A 22,127-nucleotide genomic window follows, 5' to 3' on the forward strand; every position below is an offset into this window, starting at 1 on the left:
ACCGGAGACAAGCCATGTTCCTCAAGCAGTCACAGATCACACCGGTCCAGCTGTCCAAGGTGCTCGAAGGCGCCGAAGCCGCCGCTCGGGCGATCCCCCCGGCCTTCCCGCTCGATGCGACGGTCGCTGTCAATCCCTTCCTCGGCCAGACCGGCGAGGACCTCGCCACCGCTGCCGCGCGCCTGGCCCGCGTGACAGGAGCCCGCGCAACCCGGACGGCAGCCGATTACACGGCAGCGATCCGCGCCGGACGCATCATCGAAGCCGATCTCGAAGCCGCGCTCGAGGCTTCGACATCATCGCTCAAACCCAAGAGCGTATCGGCACTCAAGGTCGCGGCCGGCAATGCCGAGACCGCGCCTGCCCCGCGCGCCCTTCCGACTGTCGCCGACCTCGCGGCCGAGGCGACCGGCACGGACTGGCCTTCGGTGATCGAAAAGACCTTCGGCCTTTGGGCAGCGGGTCATTTCGACCGCGGCCAGGCGCTTTGGACTCCGACACCGGGAACCGATGCCTTTGCCGCCTGGCGCGAATGGGCGATCCATGACCTCACCCCGGAGATCGCCGGACTCGAAGGGTTCTGCGCCCACGTCGCCGAAGCACCCGACACGGCCGAACGCGCGATCCTGTTCGCTTCCGAAGCCCTCGGCATCACCGACGCGGCCGCCGAGACCGCGTTCCACCGGCTTTTCATGAGCCTTGGCGGATGGTCGCAGCACGCCCGCTGGATGCTCTGGCAGGCAGAGCTCAAGGAGGACACCGACCGCACCATGGCCGACCTGCTCGCGATCCGGCTGATCTGGGAGGAGGCGCTGCTTGCCCATGTCCCCGCCATCGCCGAGCGCTGGGCCGAGACGATCGTCGCCCACGAACAGCCGGTTGAACCGACCGCCGATCAGGTGGTGCTCGCCATCATGCAGGACGCTGCCGATCGCGCGCACCAGCGCCAGCTTGTCGCCGCTCTCGACGGCGCGGCCGACGCGCCCGAACGGCCCGAACTGCAGGCCGCCTTCTGCATCGACGTTCGCTCGGAAGTCTTCCGCCGCGCGCTCGAGAGCGTCGACAACAGGATCGAAACGATCGGTTTTGCGGGCTTCTTCGGCCTGCCGCTCGCACACCGCAGTCACGCTTCGGACACGATCGAGGCACGGCTTCCGGTTCTGCTCAACCCGGCGATCGAAACCACCAGCCGGGGCGACCCCGAAAAGGACCGGGCGGACCGCATCTCGGCCCGCGCCAGCCGCGCCTGGGGCCGGTTCCGACAGGCGGCAGTGTCCTCCTTCGCCTTTGTCGAGGCGATGGGCCCGCTCTATTCGGTCAAGTTGATCCGCTCGGCTCTCGGCCTTGCGGGCAAGGGCGGCAAGGCCGAGCCGACGCCCGAAGTCATCGGCGGGCTCGACGCTCAGACCAAGGGTGAGACGGGCGCTGCCGTGCTCAAGGCAATGAGCCTCACCAAGGGTCACGGCAAGATTGTCCTGCTGCTGGGCCATGGGGGCAACGTCACCAACAACCCGCATGAAAGCGCCTATCACTGCGGCGCATGCGGCGGTTACACCGGCGAAGTTTCGGCCCGCTTGCTCGCCGTGCTGCTCAACGATCCCGAAACCCGTGCGGGGCTGAAGGAACGCGGCATAGAGGTGCCCGAGGACACGCTTTTCGTCGCCGGGCTCCATGACACGACGACCGACGCGATTACCATCTACGAGGACGGCCAGACCACCGGGCGCGAAAGCGACCTTGTCACGATCCGCAAGTGGCTCTCCGCTGCCGGCGAGATCACACGGGCCGAGCGCGCGATCAGGATGCCCGGAGCCAAGGCCAGCACGGTCCCGGCCCGCGCCGCGAACTGGGCCGAAATCCGTCCGGAATGGGGGCTTGCCGGGTGCGCCGCCTTCATCGCCGCCCCGCGCGAGGCGACGACGGGGCGCGATCTCGGCGGGCGGGCGTTCCTGCACAGCTATGACTGGCAGGCGGACGAAGGCTTCGCGACGCTCGAGCTTATCATCACCGCTCCGGTGGTCGTGGCGAGCTGGATCAGCCTGCAATATTATGGCTCTTCAGTCGCTCCGGACGTGTTCGGCGGCGGGAACAAGCTGATCCACAATGTCGTCGGCGGGATCGGCGTCATCGAAGGCAATAGCGGTCGCCTGCGCCCCGGCCTTCCCTGGCAGGGCGTCCATGACGGCGAAAAGCTCGCCCACGAGCCGCTGCGCCTGTCGGTCATGATCGAAGCCCCGCGCGAGGCGATCATCGACGTGCTCGAACGCCACCCCGGTGTTGCAGAGCTGTTCGACAATGGCTGGCTGCACCTGTTCACGCTGAAGGATGGCCGGGTCGATGCCCGCTACCTGCCGGGCCTTGCCTGGCAGGATCAGGCAAAGGAAGCCATCGCAGCGTAAGCCCCCTGCCGGCGCGCCCATTAGCGCGACCGGGGCGCGCCGGCAGGACCCAAACACTCGACTGCCCCATCAGGCGGGTTCGAGCCGCTCCATCAAGTATCCGAGGCAATCCTGCCTCACGATGCGCGGATCTCCTGTCAGCATGGCGGGAGTGACCGGGCGGGACAGGCGCAGGTCGCCCCCCTCCACCACGAAGAATTCGCCCGCCACGTCGCGGCCCGCCCCGTCGGTCATGGTCAGCGGCATTGCATGGTTCGCACGCCCAAGCATCTGCCCGGGGCGAGTGGCGACGAAATTGAGCCGGTCGATGTCGTGCGCTAGGATGAGATCGGCGGCTTCTCCGTCGAAAGACAGCGAAACGTCCTCGCGCACCCGCACCACGCCGAGCGTGCGATAGAGTTCCAAGTCATCCTCCCCCTCACCCGGAGAAAGCGTCCGGCTCTCCAGCACGCCAGTCACGAATTGCGCCGCCCACTCCTCGTGGGCGGAGGCGGCGGGCTTGCCGCATTCGGCGGTCATGGCGGGGATCCGGCCCGCGAAAGACGCGGTCTGTGTTCCCGGAACCCCGCGAAACAAGACCGCCCGCCCGGCAAAGCGACCGGCCAGCGCGAGCACTTCGGGCGAACGCTCGCAGATCACCGAGTAAAACGGGTTGCGCCCGGTATTGTTATGGAGGTCGATCGCGGCACAGGCACCGCGCGCGATTACGCGCTCGTGCACCTCGGCCATCATCTGCGCCTCGGCCGTGCCGATATGGTCGAGCGTGCCGGGCCAGACACGATTGTAGTCCGGCTGGAATTCCTGCCTGCGAACCCCCTCGGCGGCGGCCGCGACATTGCCGACCAGAACCATGAGCGCGCGCGGCAGGCTTCGCCCGCGCCATGCCTTCAGCACGCGCTGGATCGCCCCGAGCCCCACATCCTCGTTGCCATGCATCAGGATCGAGACGAACAGCGGCGCCTCGCATTCGCCCGGAAGCTCGATCAGGGTCGGCCCGCCGAGCAGGTCGGCGAGCTCGTGCGGGCGGGCCTCGAGAAATCCCGGCGGCAGCGTGTCGCAGCGGTTCAGCACGGGCGCTGCGCGCTCACAGGGGCCATTCATGCACCGGCAGGCCGAGCCGCTGGTTTTCGAGATAAGCTGCCAGCATACGGTGAAAATCGCCGTGTTTCTCTCGCGCTGCCACCTGCCAAGCCGCGCCGGTGCGGCCCGAGGCGGGCCGCGCGACGATGGCTCCGAGATACTTGTCGATCAGCGCGCTATCCATGCCCAGATCGCGCAGCCCTTCTTCGGCGAGCGGCAGGAGGCCATCGAGTACCGCCCGCGCCGAAATGCCGCCCGCCGCGCCTGGCCATTCGAAGCCTGCATCCAGCCCATGCCGCGCCGCCTCGTAGAAATTGCGCTCCGCCACCTCGAAGGGCAGCGCGCGCATCATCCGCTCGACCCTCGGTGCAAGGGCATGGACCGCGCCGAAATAGAGCGCCGCATTGGCCATCATGTCATAAACGCTCGGCCCGGCCGCCATCACTCGCTGTTCGATCCGCACATGCGGCCGATCTTCCTCGCCGAAGCCGACGATCGGTCGCACCCATCGCCAGATTGTCCCGTTATGGAGCCTGAGACAGGGGAAACGCTCGGACCGCTCGTCACCGCAATCGGGCAGGATCGAGGGGTAAAGGGCGATGTTCTGGGCGAAGATCGCGGTCGGGTCGGGCTCCATGTAGCCATCCCCCATCGAGACCCGTGGCGGCCCCTCGACCCCGCCGAGCGCCTGCTCGAAAACCGGGATGCGGGTCTCCTGCCACAATTTGCGCCCGAAAAGGTAAGGGGCATTTGCCGAAATCGCGACCAGCGGTGCGGAAAGGATCACCGAGGCGTTATAGTAAAGCCAGGTGCGTTTCGCCGGGACCTGCAGATGCAGTTGCAGCGAGGTCGTTGCCGCCTCCAGCATGACGTCGCGATAGGATGCGGTGAAGCGCTCGCCCCCGGGTTCGGGCGCGGCGATGTCTATCGTCACCGGTGCGTCCCCGCGCGAGCGCTCGAGTTCGCGATTGAGCGCTGCATAGCGGTTCGTCGGCGTCATCGCCTCGATCGAGAGGTCGCCTTCGCGCAAGGTGGGCAAGGTGCCGATCGCGACCACGGTCGAGACGTCCTCATGCGCATTGGCTGCGCAGCGCCGCATGGTTTCGCTAAGATGTTCGTGCAGCCGCTCAAGATCGCGTCCGGCAAGGCCGAGCACCGGGGCATTGATCTCGATATTGAAGCGCGAGAGTTCCGCGACAACATTGGGATCGCCGAGGCGCTCCAGGAAACTCTGGTTGAAAGGCGCGGGGAAGAAATTGTGGTCGATCAGCCAGGCTTCGAGTTCGAGGCCGATGGTCGGGCCGTTATCGGCCAGCTTACCGGCGGCAAAGGCATTGCGCAGCGCCTTTGTCTCTTCGGCCAGCCGGGCGTCGAATCTCGCAAAATCCGATTGCGTGAAACCTTCGGCAAGAATGTCCTGGCCCATAGTTTCCCTCTCTCCAGCCGGATTCTTTCACAACCCTGCGCTGTTTCGCATCAGGTTTCCAGCCCGCTTGCGTCGTAAATTCGTGGCCCGAATGTCACAAATCTATCGCTAAGCCCCCTTAGGCTTCGTCCTTAGCAAGGAGGGTGCTGATGATCTCGAAATTCGTCTCGGGTTTTCGCTTCAAGCTCGTCGCGGTCGCCGGATGCAGCGTGCTGGCTACACCGGCGCATGCCGCCGCATCGCCGCTGGCGCAATTCTTCGAAGCTGGCGGGCCGATCATCGTCATCCTTGCCGTGCTCGCGGTGGTCGCGCTTGGCGTGGCAATCGTAAAACTGGTCCAGTTCCTGCGCATCGGGGTCGGTCGCCATGGCTTCGTCGCCGATGTGGTCAGTCAATTGCGCGTCGATCATTGGAAAGAGGCGCTCGAAGGGCTCGAGCCGCGCCCCAGCCCGGTCGCCAAGGTGATGGCCGCCGCCGTGCGCGGCAAGGCCGACCCGTTGATGGACGACACGGTCGTGCGAGAGGAAGTCACCCGGGTCGCCCAGGCCCAGCTCGATGCGATGGAGCGCGGGCTCGCCCTGCTCAGCCTGATCGCCACGATCGCCCCGCTGCTCGGCCTGCTCGGCACGGTGCTCGGCATGATCGAGGCATTCCAGCAAATGGAAGGGGTCGGCGACCGGATCGAGCCGGCGGTCCTCGCGGGCGGCATCTGGGAAGCGCTGCTGACGACGGCGGCCGGCCTTTCGGTCGCGATCCCGGCCGCGGTGTTCTTCACCTGGCTGCAACGCTCGGTCGATGTCGAGGCACAGCGGATGGAAGATGCCGCGACGCAGGTCTTCACCATCCCGCTTTACGACGCTGCCGCCCCGGTCGATAGCGCGGCCCCGGCACCCAAAGCGGAACTGGCGGCCCAACCGGCATGATCTTCCGCCGCAAGCGCCCGGACATAGCGCTGCTCAACGTCACGCCGCTGATCGACGTGGTGTTCATCCTGCTCGTCTTCTTCATGCTCACGACCAATTTCGCGCGCTTTCGCCTGATCGGGATCGATACACCGCAGGAACGCGAGGTGCTGCAAGATGCTACCGCGGCGATCGTGATCCGGGTCAACGGCGACGGGACGCTCGCCTATGATGGCGAGCCTTCCACGCCCGAGCAGGTCGCGCGCGAAGTGAGCGCGCTGGTCGAGGTCGATCCCGGGCGCACTTTCCTGATACGGCCCGAAGACGGGGTGACGATGCAGGAGGCGGTCGACGCCTTCCAGCTCGCCCGCGATGCCGGGGCCTATGCGGTTTCGTTCGCAACCAGCCCGCAGGAGGCCGCGCAATGAGGTTGCCGCGCGAGAAGCCCAAGCGCGAACTCATCAACATCACCCCGCTTATCGACGTGGTCTTCATCCTGCTGGTCTTCTTCATGCTGGCCGGATCGATCGAGCCGGAGGATGCCTTCGCGGTCACGCCGACCGCTTCATCGAGCGATCTGCGCGGCGATGTACAGGACCTCGTGATCCTGGTCGGCGAAGAAGGCGAAATCGCCATCAACGACCGATCGGTCCCGCGCGATGCGCTGGAGGGCGAAGTCCGCGACATCCTGACCGGCAATCCCGAAGTGCTGATCCAACTCAAGCCGGATTCACGCGCGGAGGCAAAGGACGTGATCGCGATCATGGAGGAGATCCGCAATGGCGGAGCGTCCTATATCGTGCTGTTGACCGTCGGAGCCGGGCAGGTCGCCGGATGAGCGCGACAAAAGCCTGGTCAAGCGCGATCGCGCCGAGCCCGCCGCCGGTCCCGCAGCGCTGGCACTGGGCGGCCGGGATCGCCTGCGCGACGCTCACGCTCGTCGCCTACTCGCTGCGCTATGCGGGAAGCGATGAGACCATCCTCGCGGCCGAAGAGGATAGCGTGATCGTCTCGCTCGGCGGTCCCGCTCGGCGGCTCGAGGCACCGCCCGAAGAAGTCCAGACCGCCGAAGAAGCCCCCGTCGTTGCCGAGCGCGCCGAAGATGCGCCACCACCAGCGCCTCCGACCGAAGCGCGCGTCGTCGCCGGCGCTGCGGATGGTGACGGGCGAGCCAGTTCGGGCGCAGGCGGGATCGGCTCCGGCCCACCCCTACCCCTGCCGCCACCGCCGCCTCCCGCTCCGCCACCGCCCCCAAGGATCACCGAGGTCAGCCGCCAGTTCGTCGAGATTTCTATCCGCGCCTACACCAGCAGGATCATCTATCCCGGTGCCTCACTCGATCGCGGCGAAGAGGGGCGGGGCGTGCTGCGGGTGACCATCGCCCGCGACGGCAAGGTGAAGAACTGGGACATCGTGCGTTCGACCGGTCATGGACGCCTTGATCGCGAGATCCAGAGAGTCGCCAAGCTGGTTCCCCGTCTCGACCCGCTGCCCGCCAATTTCGCCCGGAGCGAGGCCAAGGTCGACATACCGATCACATTCGCGATCGAATATTTCGATCCGCAATAGGAGCGCAGGGGATGACCGAAGCCGCCGCATCCCCTGTCTCCCCGCTCCACGCCCCCGGAGCTCATGGGCAAGGCGAATCCGGGGCGATAGCGCCGTCGCGGTTCGTCATGCTGATCGGGGTGACGGCGGTCCTGTTCTTCCTCGGCCTGCTCCCGCTCGAGGCGATTCCGGAAATTCCGGTCGACATAGACAGCAAGCCGTTCTTCATCCCGCTCGTCCTCGTCGCCCTGTTGCCGGGCGGGCGGGTCGGCATCGCGATCGGGCTCGGCGTTGCCCTGGGCGAATTCCTGCGCGACATGATGGAAGGCTACGAGCTGGACGACCCGATCGGCTTCGTGGGCTATTTCCTCGCCTTCGCGCTCACCAGCACGCTGTTCGGCAAACAGCCGCCGACGCGTCTTGCGATCCTGTTCGCCTCGATCCTGTGCGCCTTGGTTCAGGCCGCGATAGAGGCATCGTCCTTCCTTCTTTTCGGTGAAGAGAGCCTTGGTATCTTCATCCAGTCGACGCTCGGCAACACGCTCCTTCATGGCATTGTCTGGGGAGCGATACCGGCTTTCTTCCTCGTGCCGAGACTGCATGGCCGTTTCGAGCATTATCTCGGCTTCCCAACGAAGGGAGACCGGCGTCACATCGAAGCATTCGCCGAACTCGACAGCGGTTTCGTGCCTTCGCAAAACGCCCGGGCATGGGCGGCGGACCTGCAATTCCGCTACCCTTCGAGCGCCGCGCCGGTGCTAAGGGGCATCTCCTTCGACCTTCGCGCCGGCGAAGTGCTCGGCCTCATGGGGACTTCCCAATCGGGCAAATCGACGCTGTGCCGGATCATGGCCGGAGTCGCACCGCTCGCCACCGGGGGCGCGCTGGCCGGGCGGGTGGGGCTTGGCGGGGAGGCCGTCGATATAGGCTATGTTTCGGACAACCCGGCGGCGATGATGACCCGCACGCGCGCAGTAAAGGAGGTCGAAGCCTCGCTTGAACATCTGGGCCTGGCGCGTGCGGAGGCTGAACGGCGCGCGCTGGATCAGCTCGCCGCGCTCGGAATCGACGAACGCGAGGCGCGGCGCTATATCTGGGAACTGCCGGGGCACAAGCAGATGCTGGTCGCGCTGGCCGCCGCTGTCGCCGAGCAGCCGCACGTCCTCATCCTCGACGAAATTACAAGCGGGCTCGATGCGAGCGGCCTTGCCCGTGTGCGCGCCACGATCGGCAAGGTAACAGCGGACGGCGGGGCCGTGCTGTTGGTCGATAACCGGGCCCAGCGCCAACGCGAATGGGCCGATCGGGTGCTCGTGCTTGCAGAGGGACAGGTCGCCGTGCTCGGATCGGCCGAAGAGGTGATCGATGATACAGCACGGCTTTGCGCACTCGGTCTGGCCCACCCGCCCGCTCGCCGCGCGCATGACCTTTCTGCGCCTCATTCCGGCGAGGTCCTGCTTGAGCTCAACGACGTTGCCTTCACCCATGATCCCGATGCCGGTCATGAAAGCGTCGAGGTGTGGCGCGGGCTCAATCTCAGGCTCGCCAAGGGCGAGGTGCTCGCGATGGCGGGTTGCAACGGAGCGGGCAAGACGACGCTGGCAAAATTGCTCGGCGGCCTGCTTGCTCCGCAGGCGGGCACGATCCAGCTCGCCGGGGCGAACGAGCCTGGACCATCCGGAGCCGCGATCGTGCTGCACGCGCCGAGCGCCTTTTTCAGCGAACCGTGCCTGCGCGCCGAGATTGAACGGAGCTTGGCTGGGAGCGGCGTCGAAGCAGACGCGATCGATGAGCGCATTTCCCAAATCGCGGGTCAACTTGGCCTCGAGAACATTCTTGATACCGACCCCGGCCTGCTCCCACCCGGGAGCGCGCGGATCGCTCAGACAGGCGCGATGATGGCGCGCGGCGCTCCGGTGCTGGTGCTGGACGAGGTCGCACCGGGGCTTGACCCTCGGGAACGCACCCGCCTCGCCACGGTCGTCGCCGATTTCGCTTCAAGCGGAGGCGGGGTGATCGTGCTCGATCACGATCTCGATTTCCTCGCCACCACCGCTACGCGGGTCGGGCTGATCGAGGGAGGCAGATTGCGTGATGCGGGCCCGCCCGACCAGGCTTTCGCGCCCGATAACGAAGCGCGGCTGCGCGCGCTCGATCTCGAGCCGCCCTCGCAGATATACGCCCCCAATCTGCCCCAATCGGAAGGAACAAGCGGGTGAAGGTTCCCGTCCTTAACACCGGCCGTCCGAGCTTTTGGAGGGACCGTGATCCGCGGGTTAAATGGCTGACATTCCTGCTTTTCCTGGCGCTCATCTACATCGCACCCGACTGGCGCTGGATGGCGGGGGCGGTGCTGGTGGGGGCTGGTGTCGCGGCGAGCGCGCGCGCACCGATGGGTTGGCTCGCGCTCATGCTGCTGATCCATGCGCCGACCATCCTCGCGCTGGTCGTGATACCGATGCTGGGCCAAGATTTCGCCTTCAATGCGGAATTCGAATTCGGGCTGCGGCTCTCGCTCGGATGGATCGCCGCAATCCTGATCGGGGTCGGATTGTTCTCGACCATGGAAATCGACGAACTGGTGGAAGGTCTTAGCGGCCTCGGCCTGCCCCATGGGGCGGCGTTCGTGGTCGGGTATGCCTTTGTGCTGATCTATCTCAGCCTCAGCGATCTGGCGCAAATCATGGATTCGATGCGCCTGAAAGGCATGACGCTGGCAGCAAACCGGCCCATCTCCTTCCTGCGCAATGTCCCTCGCCTGTTCATTCCCGCGCTGCTCACTATCATGCGACGCGGCGGGGCGATGACAGCGGCGCTGGAAACGCGCGGCTTCGGCAAGACGATCGCCTCCCCCGACCGCGTCGCTCTCGATGTATGGGACTGGATCGTGGTGGCCGCAGCGCTGCTCGCGAACACGGCGGCCCTGACCGCGCGGCTCGGGCTGTGGTGAAAGCCGTGAAAACGGGAGGGGTGGTGGACAGGGCTGGATTCGAACCAGCGTACGCTTGCGCGGGCAGATTTACAGTCTGCTGCCTTTAACCACTCGGCCACCTGTCCACACCGTGCCAAAAGCCGCCGCTGGCGGCGAGACGCGGAGCGGAGGGCCCCGCGCTGCCGAGAGGCGCCCCAATGGCGAAGCGAGCCTTGCCTGTCAATGGCCCTGCTGGCAGGGGAGCGCTTCACGCTCGCAGCAACGGAAAGGCCGATGGCGAAACAGGAACGCAAGCGCGCGCTCAGAGGCCGCGCAGGCCGCATGAAAGGCGGGCGCGGGTCCGGCCGGGCGAGCGCGGGGCACGTCCGACTGTGGGGTCGTCACCCGGTCGAGGCCGCGCTCAAGAACCCCGCGCGCGACCACCGCAAGCTATGGGCCACGCGCGAGGGGATCGACAGCCTCGACGGCGAATTGCCGCCCGATTTTCCCGTCGAATATGCCGATGCAGTCGATCTTGCCCGCCTTGTCGCCAAGGACGCGCCGCATCAGGGGCTCGTGCTCGAATGCCTGCCATTGGAGGATGTTTTCCTTGCCGACGTGGCGACCGGCGATCCGGTGCGCCCGCTCGTGGTGCTCGACCAGGTTACCGATCCGCACAATGTCGGCGCGATTCTGCGCTCGGCAGCGGCCTTCGATGCCGCCGCGATCCTTACCCAGGACCGCCACGCTCCACCCGAAAGCGGGGTATTGGCGAAATCGGCATCCGGCGCGCTGGAGACCGTGCCCTGGGTGCGTGTCGTGAATCTCGCTCGTGCCTTGGACGAATTGGCGGAGGCCGGATACTGGCGCATCGGCATGACAGGCGACGTCGAGGCGACGCTTGCCGAGAGCATGCCTGCGGGCGCGCTTGCGATCGTGCTGGGGGCCGAAGGCGAAGGGCTACGCGCGAATGTCGCGGCCCATTGCGACGCACTGGCCCGGCTGCCGATTTCCTCCGCCATCGAAAGCCTTAATGTCTCGAACGCTGCCGCCGTCGCGCTCTATGCGGCGGCAATCAGGACCTAACCACTTCCTAACGCTTTCTAGGGAGAATGAAGCCATGACACGCCGTTCACCGATCCGTCTCGCCGCCGCGGCACTTGTCGCCGGTCTATCGCTCGTCCTGTCGGGCTGTTTCGTCTCCCCGGGCAAGTTCGACAGCGCGCTGCTCCTTGGCCAAGACGGTGAATTCACCTTTACCTATGACGGGGAGATCTTCTTTCTCGGCCTTTCCGGCCTTTCAAGGATGGGTGCCGCCGCCGAGACGTTCGAACCGGATTGCTCTCCCGACGAATGCAGCGAACAGGAGATCGCCGAACAGCGGGCCGAATGGGAAGCCAATGCCGGCCAGCGCGCCGCCCAGGCAAAGCAGCAGGCGGAGCAGATGTCCGCGATGATGGGCGGCATCGACCCGTCCGATCCCGAGGCTGCGCAGGAGCTTGCCCAATTGCTCACGCGCCAGAAGGGCTGGGAGCGAGTCGTGCCCAAGGGCGACGGCGTATTCGAGGTGAGCTATTCCATTTCAGGGACGATGGACCACGATTTCCTCTTTCCGATGATTGAGGGCTTCCCGACCACTAGCCCCTTTGTCCAGTTCATCCTGCGCGACGGCGATGTGGTGCGCATCAATGCGCCGGCATTCGCGGCTCAGAATGACGACAATCCCATGGCGGCGATGATGGGCGGGATGGGAGCGATGGCCGGGCTCGCTGCGCTGGGCGAGGAAAACGGGTCGAACGAGGCACCGCAAATGCCGGCTCTCCCGCAGATCGAGGGGACTTTCTCGATCGTCACCAAGGGCGGCATGAAAATCCTCGCCAACAACACCGATGAGGGCGCAAACCCGACGCCGACCGGTGAGGTGCTGATGTGGGATATTTCCCCGCGCACCAAGGCGGCGCCGACGGCGCTCGTCGACCTTACGCCCTGAGCCTTTGCGGCTCGAAAAAGTCCCTTTGCGGGGACACGTCCACGAAAAACCCCGCCTCCCTTGCGGATGGCGGGGTTTTGATTCCGCAGCGCGATTGTTGGTCGCTGTCGCGCCAAATAGAAGCCGGATCAGTTTACGGCGTCTTTGAGGCCCTTTCCGGCCTTGAACTTCGGTTGGTTCGATGCCGGAATCTTCATCTCCTCGCCTGTGCGCGGGTTGCGTCCGGTCGACGCCTTACGCTTCGCAACCGAGAACGTGCCGAAACCGACCAGACGCACTTCGTCGCCGTTCGACAGCGCCTTGGTGATCGCGTCGAACACCCCTTCGACCGCGTTGGAGGCGTCGTTCTTGGAAAGGCCACTGGTTTCTGCAACGGAGCTGATCAGATCGTTCTTGTTCATCTTGGGAACCCCCTCATTCTAGAGATCAATTCGTTCATTCGGTGAATCGCCTCCCCGAAAGCCCATGATTTGAGACCTTTTGCGAGAGGCTGTCAAAGGCAAATCTCCCGGGAAATCGCGCTTTTGGTAGGAACGTATCGCATATGCGACGAACCGTGCCTGCCCCATGACTGGATCATGTTGCCCTTTGTCCCGAGTTCTTGCGACCCTCACCGCGATTCGCGGCAAAGCCTTATTTCCCTAGCCGTTCAGTGCGCGGTTGGCACGTCGGAAACGGCGGGATTTTCCCCAGTGCTGCCGGCATGAGGGTGCGACGCGATGTCGTCGGCTTCGGTCCATTCGATCGGAGCGGGCAGGTCGATGAGCGCGCGCTCGAGCACTTCGTCGACATGGCTCACCGCGACGATCTCAAGTCCATCCTTCACATTGTCCGGGATCTCGACGAGGTCCTTGACGTTTTCCTCCGGGATGAGAACCGTCCCGATCCCGCCGCGCAGCGCGGCCAGCAGCTTCTCCTTGAGGCCGCCGATCGCCAGCACCCGCCCTCGCAGGGTCACTTCGCCGGTCATGGCGATGTCGGGACGCACGTGCGCGCCGGTCAGGGTCGAGACGATCGAGGTGACCATCCCGACACCCGCGCTCGGCCCATCCTTGGGAACCCCGCCTTCGGGCAGATGGATGTGGACGTTCTTGCGCTGGAAGATCGAGGGCTTGATGCCGTAGGCGGGCGCGCGCGCCTTGACGAAGCTGAAGGCGGCGGCGACGCTTTCGTTCATCACTTCGCCCAGCTTGCCCGTCGTCTTGATCTCGCCCTTGCCGGGGGTCGTCACGCTTTCGATCGTGAGCAGTTCGCCGCCGACCTGCGTCCAGGCAAGCCCGGTGACCGCGCCGACCTGCGCCTCTTCCTCGCTCATGCCGTGCTTGAACTTGCGCACGCCCGCGAAGTCGCCGAGATTTTCCGGCGTCACCGTTACGCTTTCCGCATCTCCTTCGAGGATCTTGCGCAAGGACTTCCTTGCCAGCCGCGCGATCTCGCGCTCCAGCGTGCGCACCCCGGCTTCGCGGGTGTAATAGCGGATGAGGTCGCGCAGACCCTCTTCGGTCAGTTCGAACTCGCCGTCCTTGAGGCCATGCTCCTCGATCTGCTTGGGCAGGAGATGGCGCTTGGCGATCTCGACCTTTTCGTCCTCGGTGTAGCCTTCGAGGCGGATGATCTCCATCCGGTCGAGCAGCGGCTGCGGCAGGTCGAGGCTGTTCGCGGTGGTCACGAACATGATGCCCGAGAGGTCGAGGTCGAGCTCGAGATAGTGGTCCTGGAACTTGTTGTTCTGTTCGGGATCGAGCACCTCGAGCAGGGCCGACGCAGGATCGCCCCGGAAATCCTGGCCGAGCTTGTCGATTTCATCGAGCAGGAAAAGCGGGTTGATCGTACCGGCCTTTTTCAGGTTGCTGACGATCTTGCCCGGCATCGAGCCGATATAGGTCCTGCGGTGACCGCGGATTTCAGCCTCGTCACGTACGCCGCCCAGCGACTGGCGCACGAATTCGCGGCCCGTCGCCTTCGCGATCGACTTGCCGAGGCTGGTCTTGCCGACACCCGGAGGGCCGACGAGGCACAGGATCGGCCCCTTCAGCTTGTTGGTGCGCGCCTGCACGGCGAGATATTCGACGATCCGGTCCTTGACCTTTTCAAGGCCGTAATGGTCCGCGTCGAGCACTTCCTGCGCCTTGGCGATGTCCTTCTTGATCTTCGACTTCTTGCCCCAGGGCAGGCCCAGCAGCACATCGAGATAATTGCGGATGACGGTCGCCTCCGCGCTCATCGGCTGCATTCCCTTGAGCTTCTTCAGCTCGGCCTGCGCCTTGGACTTCGCTTCCTTGGAAAGCTTGGTCTTCTCGATCTTCTCGGTCAGCTCGGCGATCTCGTCCCCGTCCTCGCCGTCGCCGCCGCCCAGTTCGCTCTGGATCGCCTTCAATTGCTCGTTGAGGTAATATTCGCGCTGCGTCTTCTCCATCTGGCGCTTCACGCGCCCGCGGATCTTGCGCTCGACCTGCAGCACCGACAGCTCGCCTTCCATGAAAGCCATGACGAGTTCGAGCCGCTTGAGCGGATTGCCCTCCGCCAGCAGCGATTGCTTGTCGGACACCTTTGCGCTGATCGCGGCAGCGATCATGTCGGCAAGCTGGCCGGCATCGTCGACATCGCCCAGTTCGATATCGGTTTCCTCGCCGAGCTTCTTGTTGAGCTTGGCATATTCGCCGAATTGCTCGGTCACCTGCCGCATCAGGGCGGTGACTTCGCTGCCCCCCACGGTTTCGGGATCGAGCAGATCGACTTCGGCGAGGACGTGATCCTCCGCATCGTTCAGTGCCGAAAGCTGCGCGCGGTGCGTGCCTTCGACCAGCACGCGCACCGTGCCGTCGGGCAGCTTCAGCAGTTGAAGCACCTGCGCGACCACGCCGACATCGTAGAGATCGTCGCCAGCCGGATCGTCGGTTCCGGGATCGATCTGGGCGAGCAGGAAGATGTCCTTCGAACCCTCCATCGCCGCCTCGAGTGCGGCGACAGACTTATCGCGCCCAACAAAGAGGGGGACGACCATGCCGGGAAAAACGACGATGTCGCGTAAGGGGAGGAGGGGAAAGGTCTGGGTCATGAGTATAGGTCCGCGGCGGCCATTGGGGCCGTCCTTTGCAGGAAATATGGGTAGCGGCGGGCAGGGCCGCAATGGCGAGCGTCAGGAAGCTGTGGAAGCGAGCGCTCACCCCTGCTCAATATGGCGAGCCGGGTTGTCGTTCCTCGCCAGCAGGAAGGACATGCAGAAGGAGACTCCCTCTCCCGCAGCGATGGCCTCGCCAAGTCGCATGTCGAGAGGGGCGACCAACGCCCCCAGAATCAGCGAGCCGAGCAGGACGACGCGGGTGAGGTTGCCGTAAACCGGCGGCGCCCGCGCGGGTGCGGTGGCGAGCGCGGGTATGAAGAGCCTCTGCGAACCGACGAGGACGAGATAGAACCGCATGATGGCCTCGCCCGGATCGGGATCGAGGGCAGTCAGCGTTCCCACCGTGACGACCAAGGTCACGCCGACCACATCGGCGAGGGACATCCGCTTTACGAGCGTCCTCACTCACGGCCTCACCCCATGCCCGGCAGGTTGAACCCCGGCGGCAGGCCCATCGAACCCTGCATCTCCTTCATCTCCTCGGCCGAGACCCGGTCCGCCTTGTCGCGCGCATCGTTGAACGCGGCGGTAACGAGATCTTCGAGTACCTGCTTTTCCTCCGGCTTCATCAGGCTGTCGTCGATTGTCACGCCCTTGATACGGCCCTTGGCACTCGCGCGGACCTTGACGAGACCGCCGCCCGACTGGCCCTCGACCTCCATGTTGTCGAGCTTGACCTGCATCTCGTTCATCTGTTTCTGGATCGTCTCGGCCGCCTGCTGGGCGGCCTGCATCATTTCTTCCATCGATTTCATCGCGTCATCTCCATATTGCTCACCTCGCGCGGCCCATGCGCGCGACATTGGCCGACTCACCGTCTTCATCGGCGAGCAGTTCGGCTTCGGGAAACCCCTCCAGTGCGGCCTTGACCAGCGGATCGGCCGCCACCCGCTCCCGCGCAGCGCTGGCCTCGGCGCTCGCGGTTTCGCGCAGGCTCGGCCGTGCCGCGCCTTCGCCTTTCTCGACCTGCCAGCGCCGCCCCGTCAGCTTCAGAAGCACGTCGCGGATTTCGGGTGCGGGATCTTCGGGAAAGCTGTCCGCCTGCTCGAAGACCAACCGATCCTGGGCCAGTTCGATCACCCGGACACGATCGCGCATGATCTGGGCGACGCGCAGGTGGCCTGCGCTGTCGACCCGCTCGACCAACGCGGCCCAATCGTCCTGCTCCATACCATCGGCGGGCGGGTTGTCCTCTCCCTCACCAGCGCGCGCCACGCTGTTTTCCCCCGGCGGTTCCCGGGCAGGCACCCCGCCCTGATGCGCGCCCTGCGGCGCCGCCCCTCGGGCCAGGTCCTCGATCCGCCGCGCGAGCTTGCCGGGATCGGGCATCTCGCTCGCATGAAGAGCGCGCAACAGCGCCATCTCTAGTGCGACCAGGGGATCGGGCGCAGTGCGCACCTCCTCATGCCCCTTGAGCAGCAATTGCCACAGGCGGTGAAGCTCCCCCGCCCCAAGCCGCGCGGCGAAGTCGGCAAGCGCGGTGCGCTCTTCCTCGCTGGGCGCATCGGGCGCCGCTTGGGCGATCTGCGCCACGGTGATGCGATGCACCAGATCCATCAGCGCGCGCATCAGGGCGAGCGGTTCGACCCCAAGGGCATATTGCTCGTCAACGCCCGCAAGCAGCGCCTTTGCCTCGCCTTCTAACAGATGCCCGAGCAGGCGGCGCTGCGCGCTCTTGTCGGCAAGGCCGAGCATGTCTCGCACCCGCTCCGCAGTGACTGTCCCGCCGGTCTCGCTCCTTGCCTCGAGATCGGCGTGGGCGATCGCCTGGTCGAGGATCGAAAGCCCGTCGCGAACCGATCCTTCCGCTGCAGCGGCGATGATCCGGATTGCCTCCTCCTGCGCCTCGACGCCTTCTTGGCCGCACACCCAGGCGAAATGCTGGGCTAGCAGGTCCGCCGGAATGCGCCTGAGGTCGAACCGCTGCGTGCGGCTCAGGACCGTGACGGGCAGCTTCTCGACCTCGGTCGTGGCGAAGAGGAATTTCACGTGCGCCGGAGGCTCTTCCAACGTCTTAAGCAATGCGTTGAACGCATTGCGCGTGAGCATGTGGACCTCGTCGATGATATAGATCTTGTAACGCGCCGAAACGGCTGAATACTGAACCGCGTCGACGATTTCGCGCACATCGTCGACCCCGGTGTTCGAGGCAGCGTCCATCTCGATCACGTCGATATGCCGACCTTCGGAAATCGCGCGGCACGGCTCGCACATGCCGCAGGGGTCGATCGTCGGGCCGCCGGTTCCGTCCGGGCCGACGCAGTTCAGCGCCTTGGCGATCAGCCGCGCGGTCGAGGTTTTGCCGACCCCTCTCACCCCGGTCATCAGGAAGGCATGGGCGAGCCGGTCCCGCTCGATCGCATTGGCGAGCGTGCGCACCATGGGCTCCTGCCCGATCAACTGACTGAAGGTCTGCGGGCGGTATTTCCGCGCGAGCACGCGATAGGGCTGCCCCGGATCGGGCGCGGCGGGAGCGGCTGCAGGGACCGAAGCAGGTTCGGACGGGGTCGTGGGCACGGGAGAAGGTGCAGGAGCGTCGCCGAACATCGAATTCTGGCCCGCAGCCTCGAGCTCGGCCGCGCTCGGGCGGTCCTTGTCCTCGGTCTCGGGCGGGTCTGGGTCGGAATCGTTCACGCCGATAAGCTAGGCGCTCGGCACCCGTTTGTCATGGCGAGGGATACGGAAAAATGGTGCGCGGGGGAAAAGGAGCCGAGCGACCCGCCGCAATTCACCTGGGCTGCTTCCTTCCGGACCTGACCCGGTGAGCGAACGCAAACGTCCACCCGACTCCCAAGCGGGCATATGGCGCGAAAGTTTTGCGAATTCAACAGTTGCGTATCGCGTTTCGCGCTTCCCGGTTGCGCAGCGACCGCAAGGCCGACCGGCCGCCCGCAGCGATGCGGCCGTCAGGTCGCATGAGCGAGGATATCATTTAAAATTATCAGCGTAGGCTTGGAGCTTCAGACGCTTGGGCGGAGTGGAATGGACACGCGCAGGGATGCCGTATTTTTCGGCATAGGCCTTCGCGGCGTCCTTGGTCGGGAAATTCAGCCGCACCTGCGCCTGGGTGTCGCCGCTGCCCGCCCAGCCCATCAGCGGGTCGGGGCGCAGCGCCTCGGACCGCTCGAATTCGAGCACCCAGGTGTCGGTCTTGGCCTTACCGGACTGCATAGCGCTCTTGGGCTGCTGGTAGATCACTGCGGGCATTTTTTTGCGTTTCCTCGCTCACGCGGCCTGACGGCCGCATCGCTGCGGGCGGCCGGTCGGCCTTGCGGCGCTGCGCGCCGGGGCTGTCTTTCCGGGGTCGCGATAATCCAGAATCACTCGCGGTTGAAGGCGTTTTTGGTCTTCAGGCTCGGCTTTTCCTCCCACGGGCGCTCGGGCCAGCGGTGCTTGGGGTAGCGGCCTTTCATGTCCTTGGCGACGTCCGCCCAGCTCCCGCGCCAGAAGCCGGGCAGGTCACGGGTCGCCTGTACCGGACGGCCCGCGGGACTGGTGAGCTTGAGGAGCAGTGGCACCGCACCGATCATCGGATGCGCGTCGAGGCCGAACAGCGCCTGCACCCTGACTTCGACGCTCGGTGCGTCCTCGCCTGCATAGTCGATCGCATGGCGCGTGCCTGCGGGCGAGGTGAAATGGGTCGGAGCCTCGCGCTCGAGCCGCTGGCGGCTTTCCCAATCGATTAGGCCCATCGCCGCCTCGGCCACCCGGCCGGGCGCGATGTCGAGATCGCGCCGTCTTTCCAGCAGGGGGGCGAGCCAGAGCGCGGCGTTCTCGCGCAGGGCTTCCGATGACATCGCTTCGACACCTGCGAAGCGGGCGCGAGCCAAGAAACCTTCGGGCAACAGGCCGCTATCCGTCCCCAGCTTCTCCAACGCCTTTTCAACAAGGATATCCACAAGCAGAGCGGGGTCCGGCGAAGGCTCCGGCACGCTCGCCAGCGTGATTGCACCGAACCGCCGCCACCGTTGCGCCAGCACCCGGTTCCGCTCTGCGTCCCAATGGCTTGTGAGCGATTCCTCGATGCGATCTGCGAAGATTCGCGTCACCCGCTCCGGCGCGAGTTCCGCTCCGCCCGTGATCCTTGCACCTGCCGCCTGCCCCTGTGCATCGCCGATCACGATCCACTCGGCGCGGGCCAGCGGCGACGCAGGGTCGAGCCGGAAGCCCCGCCCGCCCGACGCGAGCCAGTGTTCGCCCGAGGCATCGCGCCGTCGCGCCACGAAGTCGGGCCGTGCCAGAGCAAGGCATTCGAACGGGTCGAGATCGCGCTCGCCCCGCTTCGCCAATGACCGTCCGCGCTTCGCCCAGCCCCTTGCCGTGCGACGCGCGCCCTCGGCCCGCTTGCCGCGCGCCCTGGCCCATCCACCCAGCCTCTGCGCAAGATCTTCGCTACGCCCGCCGAGCCCGCGCTCCTGCAGCAGCATGACGAGCTGCGCGGTGTCTTCCTCGCATCCCGCCTCCGCCGCGAAGAGAATCGCTGCGGCGTGATCGGGCGCCATCGGGAGCACCGCGAGCTTCTCACCCCATGGCGTGATTCGCCCGTCGTCATCGAGCGCCCCCATAGCCGCCAGCCGGGCCTGCGCGCTCGCGATCGCCGTTTCGGGCGGCGGATCCAGCCAAGGCAGCGCCAGCGGATCACCCTGTCCCCAGCGCGCCAGCGTCAAGACGAGGGGAGCAAGGTCCGCCGTCTCGATCTCGGGCGCGGCGAATTCGGGTCGGCCGAGATGCCCGCCCTCTTCCCACAATCGGTAAGCGACACCCGGACCCAGCCGCGCGGCCCGGCCCGCGCGCTGGTCGGCGGCGGCGCGGCGCGCCCGGCGGGTGACGAGATGGGTGGTCCCGGCGGCGGGATCGAACTCGGCAAGCCGCGCAAGGCCGCTGTCGACCACGACCGAAACCCCGTCCAATGTCAGCGAGGTCTCCGCGATAGCGCTCGCCAGCACGATGCGGCGGCGGCCCTTCGGGTCGCGGGCGATCGCGGCGCGCTGGGCGCCGGTCTCGACCTGCCCGTGAAGCGGGAGGATCGGCGTGTCTGGCAGCCGCGTGGCGAGGCGTCCGCGCACGCGCTCGATCTCGCGCACGCCCGGCAGGAAGGCAAGTATATCGCCCGTCTCCTCGCGCCAGGCCTGCATCACGGCAGCGTCGACCCGGTCCTCGATCCGCCGCGAGCCATCGTCCCCAAGCCATTTGATTTTCAGCGGAAAGCTCCGCCCCTTACTTTCGATCACCGTCGCACACTCACTCAACAGCCGCGCAAAACGGGCCCCGTCGATTGTCGCCGACATCACCAGCAGGCGTAGGTCTTCGCGCAGTACCGCACGGCTTTCGAGCGCAAGGGCAAGCCCGAGATCGCTGTCGAGATGCCGCTCATGCGCCTCGTCGAACAGAAGCGCCGAAACGCCCGGTAATTCCGGGTCCTCGACCAGTCGGTTCAAGAGGATCGCCTCCGTCACGACGAGCACGCGTGTCTTTGCCGAAACCCGGCTTTCGAGCCGCGTTGCATAGCCCACCGTGGCGCCAGGCTCCTCTCCAAGCATGGCCGCCATCCGTTCGGCCGCAGCGCGCGCGGCGACCCGGCGAGGGGAAGTGAGAATGACCTGCCCCGAGCACCATGGCTCATCCAACAAGGCCGGCGCGACCGCCGTGGTCTTGCCCGCCCCGGGCGGCGCGACAAGCACCCCCGCCCCGCTTTCGCGCAAGGCGGCGAGCACCTGCGGCATAACTTCGCGGATCGGCAGGTCGTCGGACATGCGCGCGGATGTGGCAGATTTGCGCGGGGCCGCAAGGGCCTGCACCCGCTCTCTTCCAAGCGAAGCGAATTGGAAAAGACGCAAACCGGTGCTACCGCTCCTCCCGGGCGCAGTGCAAGGAAGGCTCGCGATCAGTTCAACAGGCGGCGCGGGCGGCCAACAGAGGGGAAAATCGATGAAGAAGATGATGACGGCCATGACCGCGATGACGCTGGCCATGGGCCTTGCCGGGTGCGCGGAAGAAAACGCCGAAACCACCGCGGCAGCCACCGAAGGCGCTTCGCTCGCAGGCACTTGGAAGCTCGACCCGGCTTCGGCCCAGTTCGAGAACGCTACCAGCAGCTACGTAATCGCCGACGGCGAATACACTTGCGAGAGCTGTGATCCGCCCTATTCGGTCGCAGCGGACGGCGAATGGCAGGAGGTAGACCGTCCCGGCATCGACGGGGTCAAGTTCACGGTTGTCGATGACGCCACAGTCACCTCGGCGAGCCGCATGGGGGAAGAGCAGCTCGGCGAATCCACCTGGACCGTGAGCGAAGACGGCCAGGCCATGACGGTCAACTGGACCAATATGGGCGGCGATGAAGTGGTCGAAGGCTCCACCATGTTCGAACGCGTCGCCGCCGGCCCTGACGGGTCGCACGCGGCCTCGGGCGAATGGAAGACCGTCAGCGTCGGCGAGATGAGCGATGCCGGACTTATGGTGACCTACGAAGTTGATGGCGACACCATTACCTACAGGGGCAACGGGTCGGGTTACACCGCCACGCTCGGCGGTGATCCGGTGCCGCTCGAAGGCGACAATGCCGAGGGCATGATCAAGATCGAGAAGACCGGCGAGAACACCTATCGCGAAACCTACATGCGCGACGGCGAGGCGGAGGGGACGCTCGACCTCACGATCGAAGGCGACACGGTTTCCGCGGTCTCGACCGACCTCAGCGACGACAGCGTGGTTCGCTGGAGCGCGACGCGCCAGTCGTAAGGCGAC

At 65.8% G+C, this 22,127-nt stretch carries 19 protein-coding genes, 1 tRNA gene and 1 other RNA gene; 10 read left to right on the top strand and 11 right to left on the bottom strand.

The window, feature by feature from the left end; translation table 11 throughout:
• Positions 1 to 14 precede the first annotated feature (14 nt).
• Positions 15 to 2,399 carry a YbcC family protein gene (locus RIB52_RS04300; RefSeq protein WP_350173287.1) on the top strand — a complete coding sequence of 795 codons (2,385 nt, stop codon included), beginning with the start codon at positions 15 to 17 and terminating at the stop codon, positions 2,397 to 2,399.
• Between the two features lie 69 nt (positions 2,400 to 2,468).
• Here RIB52_RS04300 and RIB52_RS04305 read toward each other — a convergent pair whose 3' ends face one another.
• Positions 2,469 to 3,500: a M14 family metallopeptidase gene (locus RIB52_RS04305; protein WP_350173289.1), complete on the bottom strand. Its 1,032-nt coding sequence runs from the start codon at positions 3,498 to 3,500 to the stop codon at positions 2,469 to 2,471.
• Positions 3,484 to 4,905, bottom strand: a complete 1,422-nt coding sequence (locus RIB52_RS04310) for a glutamate-cysteine ligase family protein (RefSeq protein ID WP_350173291.1) — start codon at positions 4,903 to 4,905, stop codon at positions 3,484 to 3,486. The genes RIB52_RS04305 and RIB52_RS04310 overlap by 17 nt, the downstream gene beginning before the upstream one ends.
• Before the next feature lie 149 nt (positions 4,906 to 5,054).
• Here RIB52_RS04310 and RIB52_RS04315 point away from each other — a divergent pair, with 149 nt between their 5' ends.
• The 6 genes from RIB52_RS04315 to RIB52_RS04340 are packed head-to-tail and all read left to right on the top strand — an operon-like array spanning position 5,055 to position 10,305.
• Positions 5,055 to 5,828: a MotA/TolQ/ExbB proton channel family protein gene (locus tag RIB52_RS04315; RefSeq protein ID WP_350173293.1), complete on the top strand. Its 774-nt coding sequence runs from the start codon at positions 5,055 to 5,057 to the stop codon at positions 5,826 to 5,828.
• A complete protein-coding gene (locus tag RIB52_RS04320) occupies positions 5,825 to 6,235 on the top strand; it encodes an ExbD/TolR family protein (protein WP_350173295.1) in 411 nt (136 codons plus the stop codon). Before RIB52_RS04315 ends, RIB52_RS04320 begins: the two co-directional genes overlap by 4 nt.
• Positions 6,232 to 6,645, top strand: coding sequence for an ExbD/TolR family protein (locus RIB52_RS04325; protein WP_350173297.1), 414 nt, complete (start codon positions 6,232 to 6,234; stop codon positions 6,643 to 6,645). The genes RIB52_RS04320 and RIB52_RS04325 overlap by 4 nt, the downstream gene beginning before the upstream one ends.
• A complete protein-coding gene (locus tag RIB52_RS04330) occupies positions 6,642 to 7,376 on the top strand; it encodes an energy transducer TonB (protein WP_350173299.1) in 735 nt (244 codons plus the stop codon). Before RIB52_RS04325 ends, RIB52_RS04330 begins: the two co-directional genes overlap by 4 nt.
• 11 nt (positions 7,377 to 7,387) lie before the next feature.
• A complete protein-coding gene (locus RIB52_RS04335) occupies positions 7,388 to 9,574 on the top strand; it encodes an ATP-binding cassette domain-containing protein (RefSeq protein WP_350173301.1) in 2,187 nt (728 codons plus the stop codon).
• Entirely contained in the window at positions 9,571 to 10,305 is a 735-nt protein-coding gene (locus tag RIB52_RS04340; protein ID WP_350173303.1) for an energy-coupling factor transporter transmembrane component T family protein, read from the top strand. The genes RIB52_RS04335 and RIB52_RS04340 overlap by 4 nt, the downstream gene beginning before the upstream one ends.
• A gap of 21 nt (positions 10,306 to 10,326) precedes the next feature.
• Here the strand turns inward: RIB52_RS04340 and RIB52_RS04345 are convergent.
• A tRNA-Tyr gene (locus RIB52_RS04345) sits at positions 10,327 to 10,412 on the bottom strand.
• A gap of 97 nt (positions 10,413 to 10,509) precedes the next feature.
• On the opposite strand from RIB52_RS04345, the gene RIB52_RS04350 reads away from it, so the two are divergent.
• Entirely contained in the window at positions 10,510 to 11,352 is an 843-nt protein-coding gene (locus RIB52_RS04350; RefSeq protein WP_350173305.1) for a TrmH family RNA methyltransferase, read from the top strand.
• 34 nt (positions 11,353 to 11,386) lie between these two features.
• Positions 11,387 to 12,256, top strand: coding sequence for a hypothetical protein (locus RIB52_RS04355; protein ID WP_350173307.1), 870 nt, complete (start codon positions 11,387 to 11,389; stop codon positions 12,254 to 12,256).
• 128 nt (positions 12,257 to 12,384) lie between these two features.
• On the opposite strand, the gene hbs is transcribed toward RIB52_RS04355, so the two are convergent.
• The 8 genes from hbs to hrpB all read right to left on the bottom strand — a co-directional run bounded on the left by hbs (position 12,385) and on the right by hrpB (position 21,133).
• The gene (gene hbs / locus RIB52_RS04360) at positions 12,385 to 12,657 is read right to left on the bottom strand and encodes a non-specific DNA-binding protein Hbs (protein WP_350173309.1); all 273 of its coding nucleotides are present in this window, start codon (positions 12,655 to 12,657) and stop codon (positions 12,385 to 12,387) included.
• A gap of 248 nt (positions 12,658 to 12,905) precedes the next feature.
• Positions 12,906 to 15,314 carry an endopeptidase La gene (gene lon, locus RIB52_RS04365; RefSeq protein ID WP_350173311.1) on the bottom strand — a complete coding sequence of 803 codons (2,409 nt, stop codon included), beginning with the start codon at positions 15,312 to 15,314 and terminating at the stop codon, positions 12,906 to 12,908.
• 105 nt (positions 15,315 to 15,419) lie between these two features.
• Positions 15,420 to 15,764 (bottom strand): hypothetical protein, encoded by a 345-nt coding sequence (locus RIB52_RS04370; protein ID WP_350173313.1) that lies wholly within the window; start codon positions 15,762 to 15,764, stop codon positions 15,420 to 15,422.
• 29 nt (positions 15,765 to 15,793) lie between these two features.
• The gene (locus RIB52_RS04375) at positions 15,794 to 16,135 is read right to left on the bottom strand and encodes a YbaB/EbfC family nucleoid-associated protein (protein WP_350173315.1); all 342 of its coding nucleotides are present in this window, start codon (positions 16,133 to 16,135) and stop codon (positions 15,794 to 15,796) included.
• Between the two features lie 19 nt (positions 16,136 to 16,154).
• Positions 16,155 to 18,014: a DNA polymerase III subunit gamma/tau gene (locus RIB52_RS04380; RefSeq protein WP_350173317.1), complete on the bottom strand. Its 1,860-nt coding sequence runs from the start codon at positions 18,012 to 18,014 to the stop codon at positions 16,155 to 16,157.
• Between the two features lie 65 nt (positions 18,015 to 18,079).
• An RNA gene (gene ffs, locus RIB52_RS04385) (signal recognition particle sRNA small type) lies at positions 18,080 to 18,174 on the bottom strand.
• Between the two features lie 134 nt (positions 18,175 to 18,308).
• Complete coding sequence (locus RIB52_RS04390; RefSeq protein ID WP_034900814.1) at positions 18,309 to 18,587, bottom strand: ETC complex I subunit; 279 nt, start codon at positions 18,585 to 18,587, stop codon at positions 18,309 to 18,311.
• A gap of 113 nt (positions 18,588 to 18,700) precedes the next feature.
• Complete coding sequence (hrpB, locus tag RIB52_RS04395) at positions 18,701 to 21,133, bottom strand: ATP-dependent helicase HrpB (RefSeq protein ID WP_350173319.1); 2,433 nt, start codon at positions 21,131 to 21,133, stop codon at positions 18,701 to 18,703.
• A gap of 175 nt (positions 21,134 to 21,308) precedes the next feature.
• On the opposite strand from hrpB, the gene RIB52_RS04400 reads away from it, so the two are divergent.
• Complete coding sequence (locus RIB52_RS04400; protein ID WP_350173321.1) at positions 21,309 to 22,121, top strand: hypothetical protein; 813 nt, start codon at positions 21,309 to 21,311, stop codon at positions 22,119 to 22,121.
• Positions 22,122 to 22,127: the final 6 nt, after the last annotated feature.

It is taken from the genome of Erythrobacter sp. (assembly GCF_040217515.1).
Lineage (GTDB): Bacteria > Pseudomonadota > Alphaproteobacteria > Sphingomonadales > Sphingomonadaceae > Erythrobacter.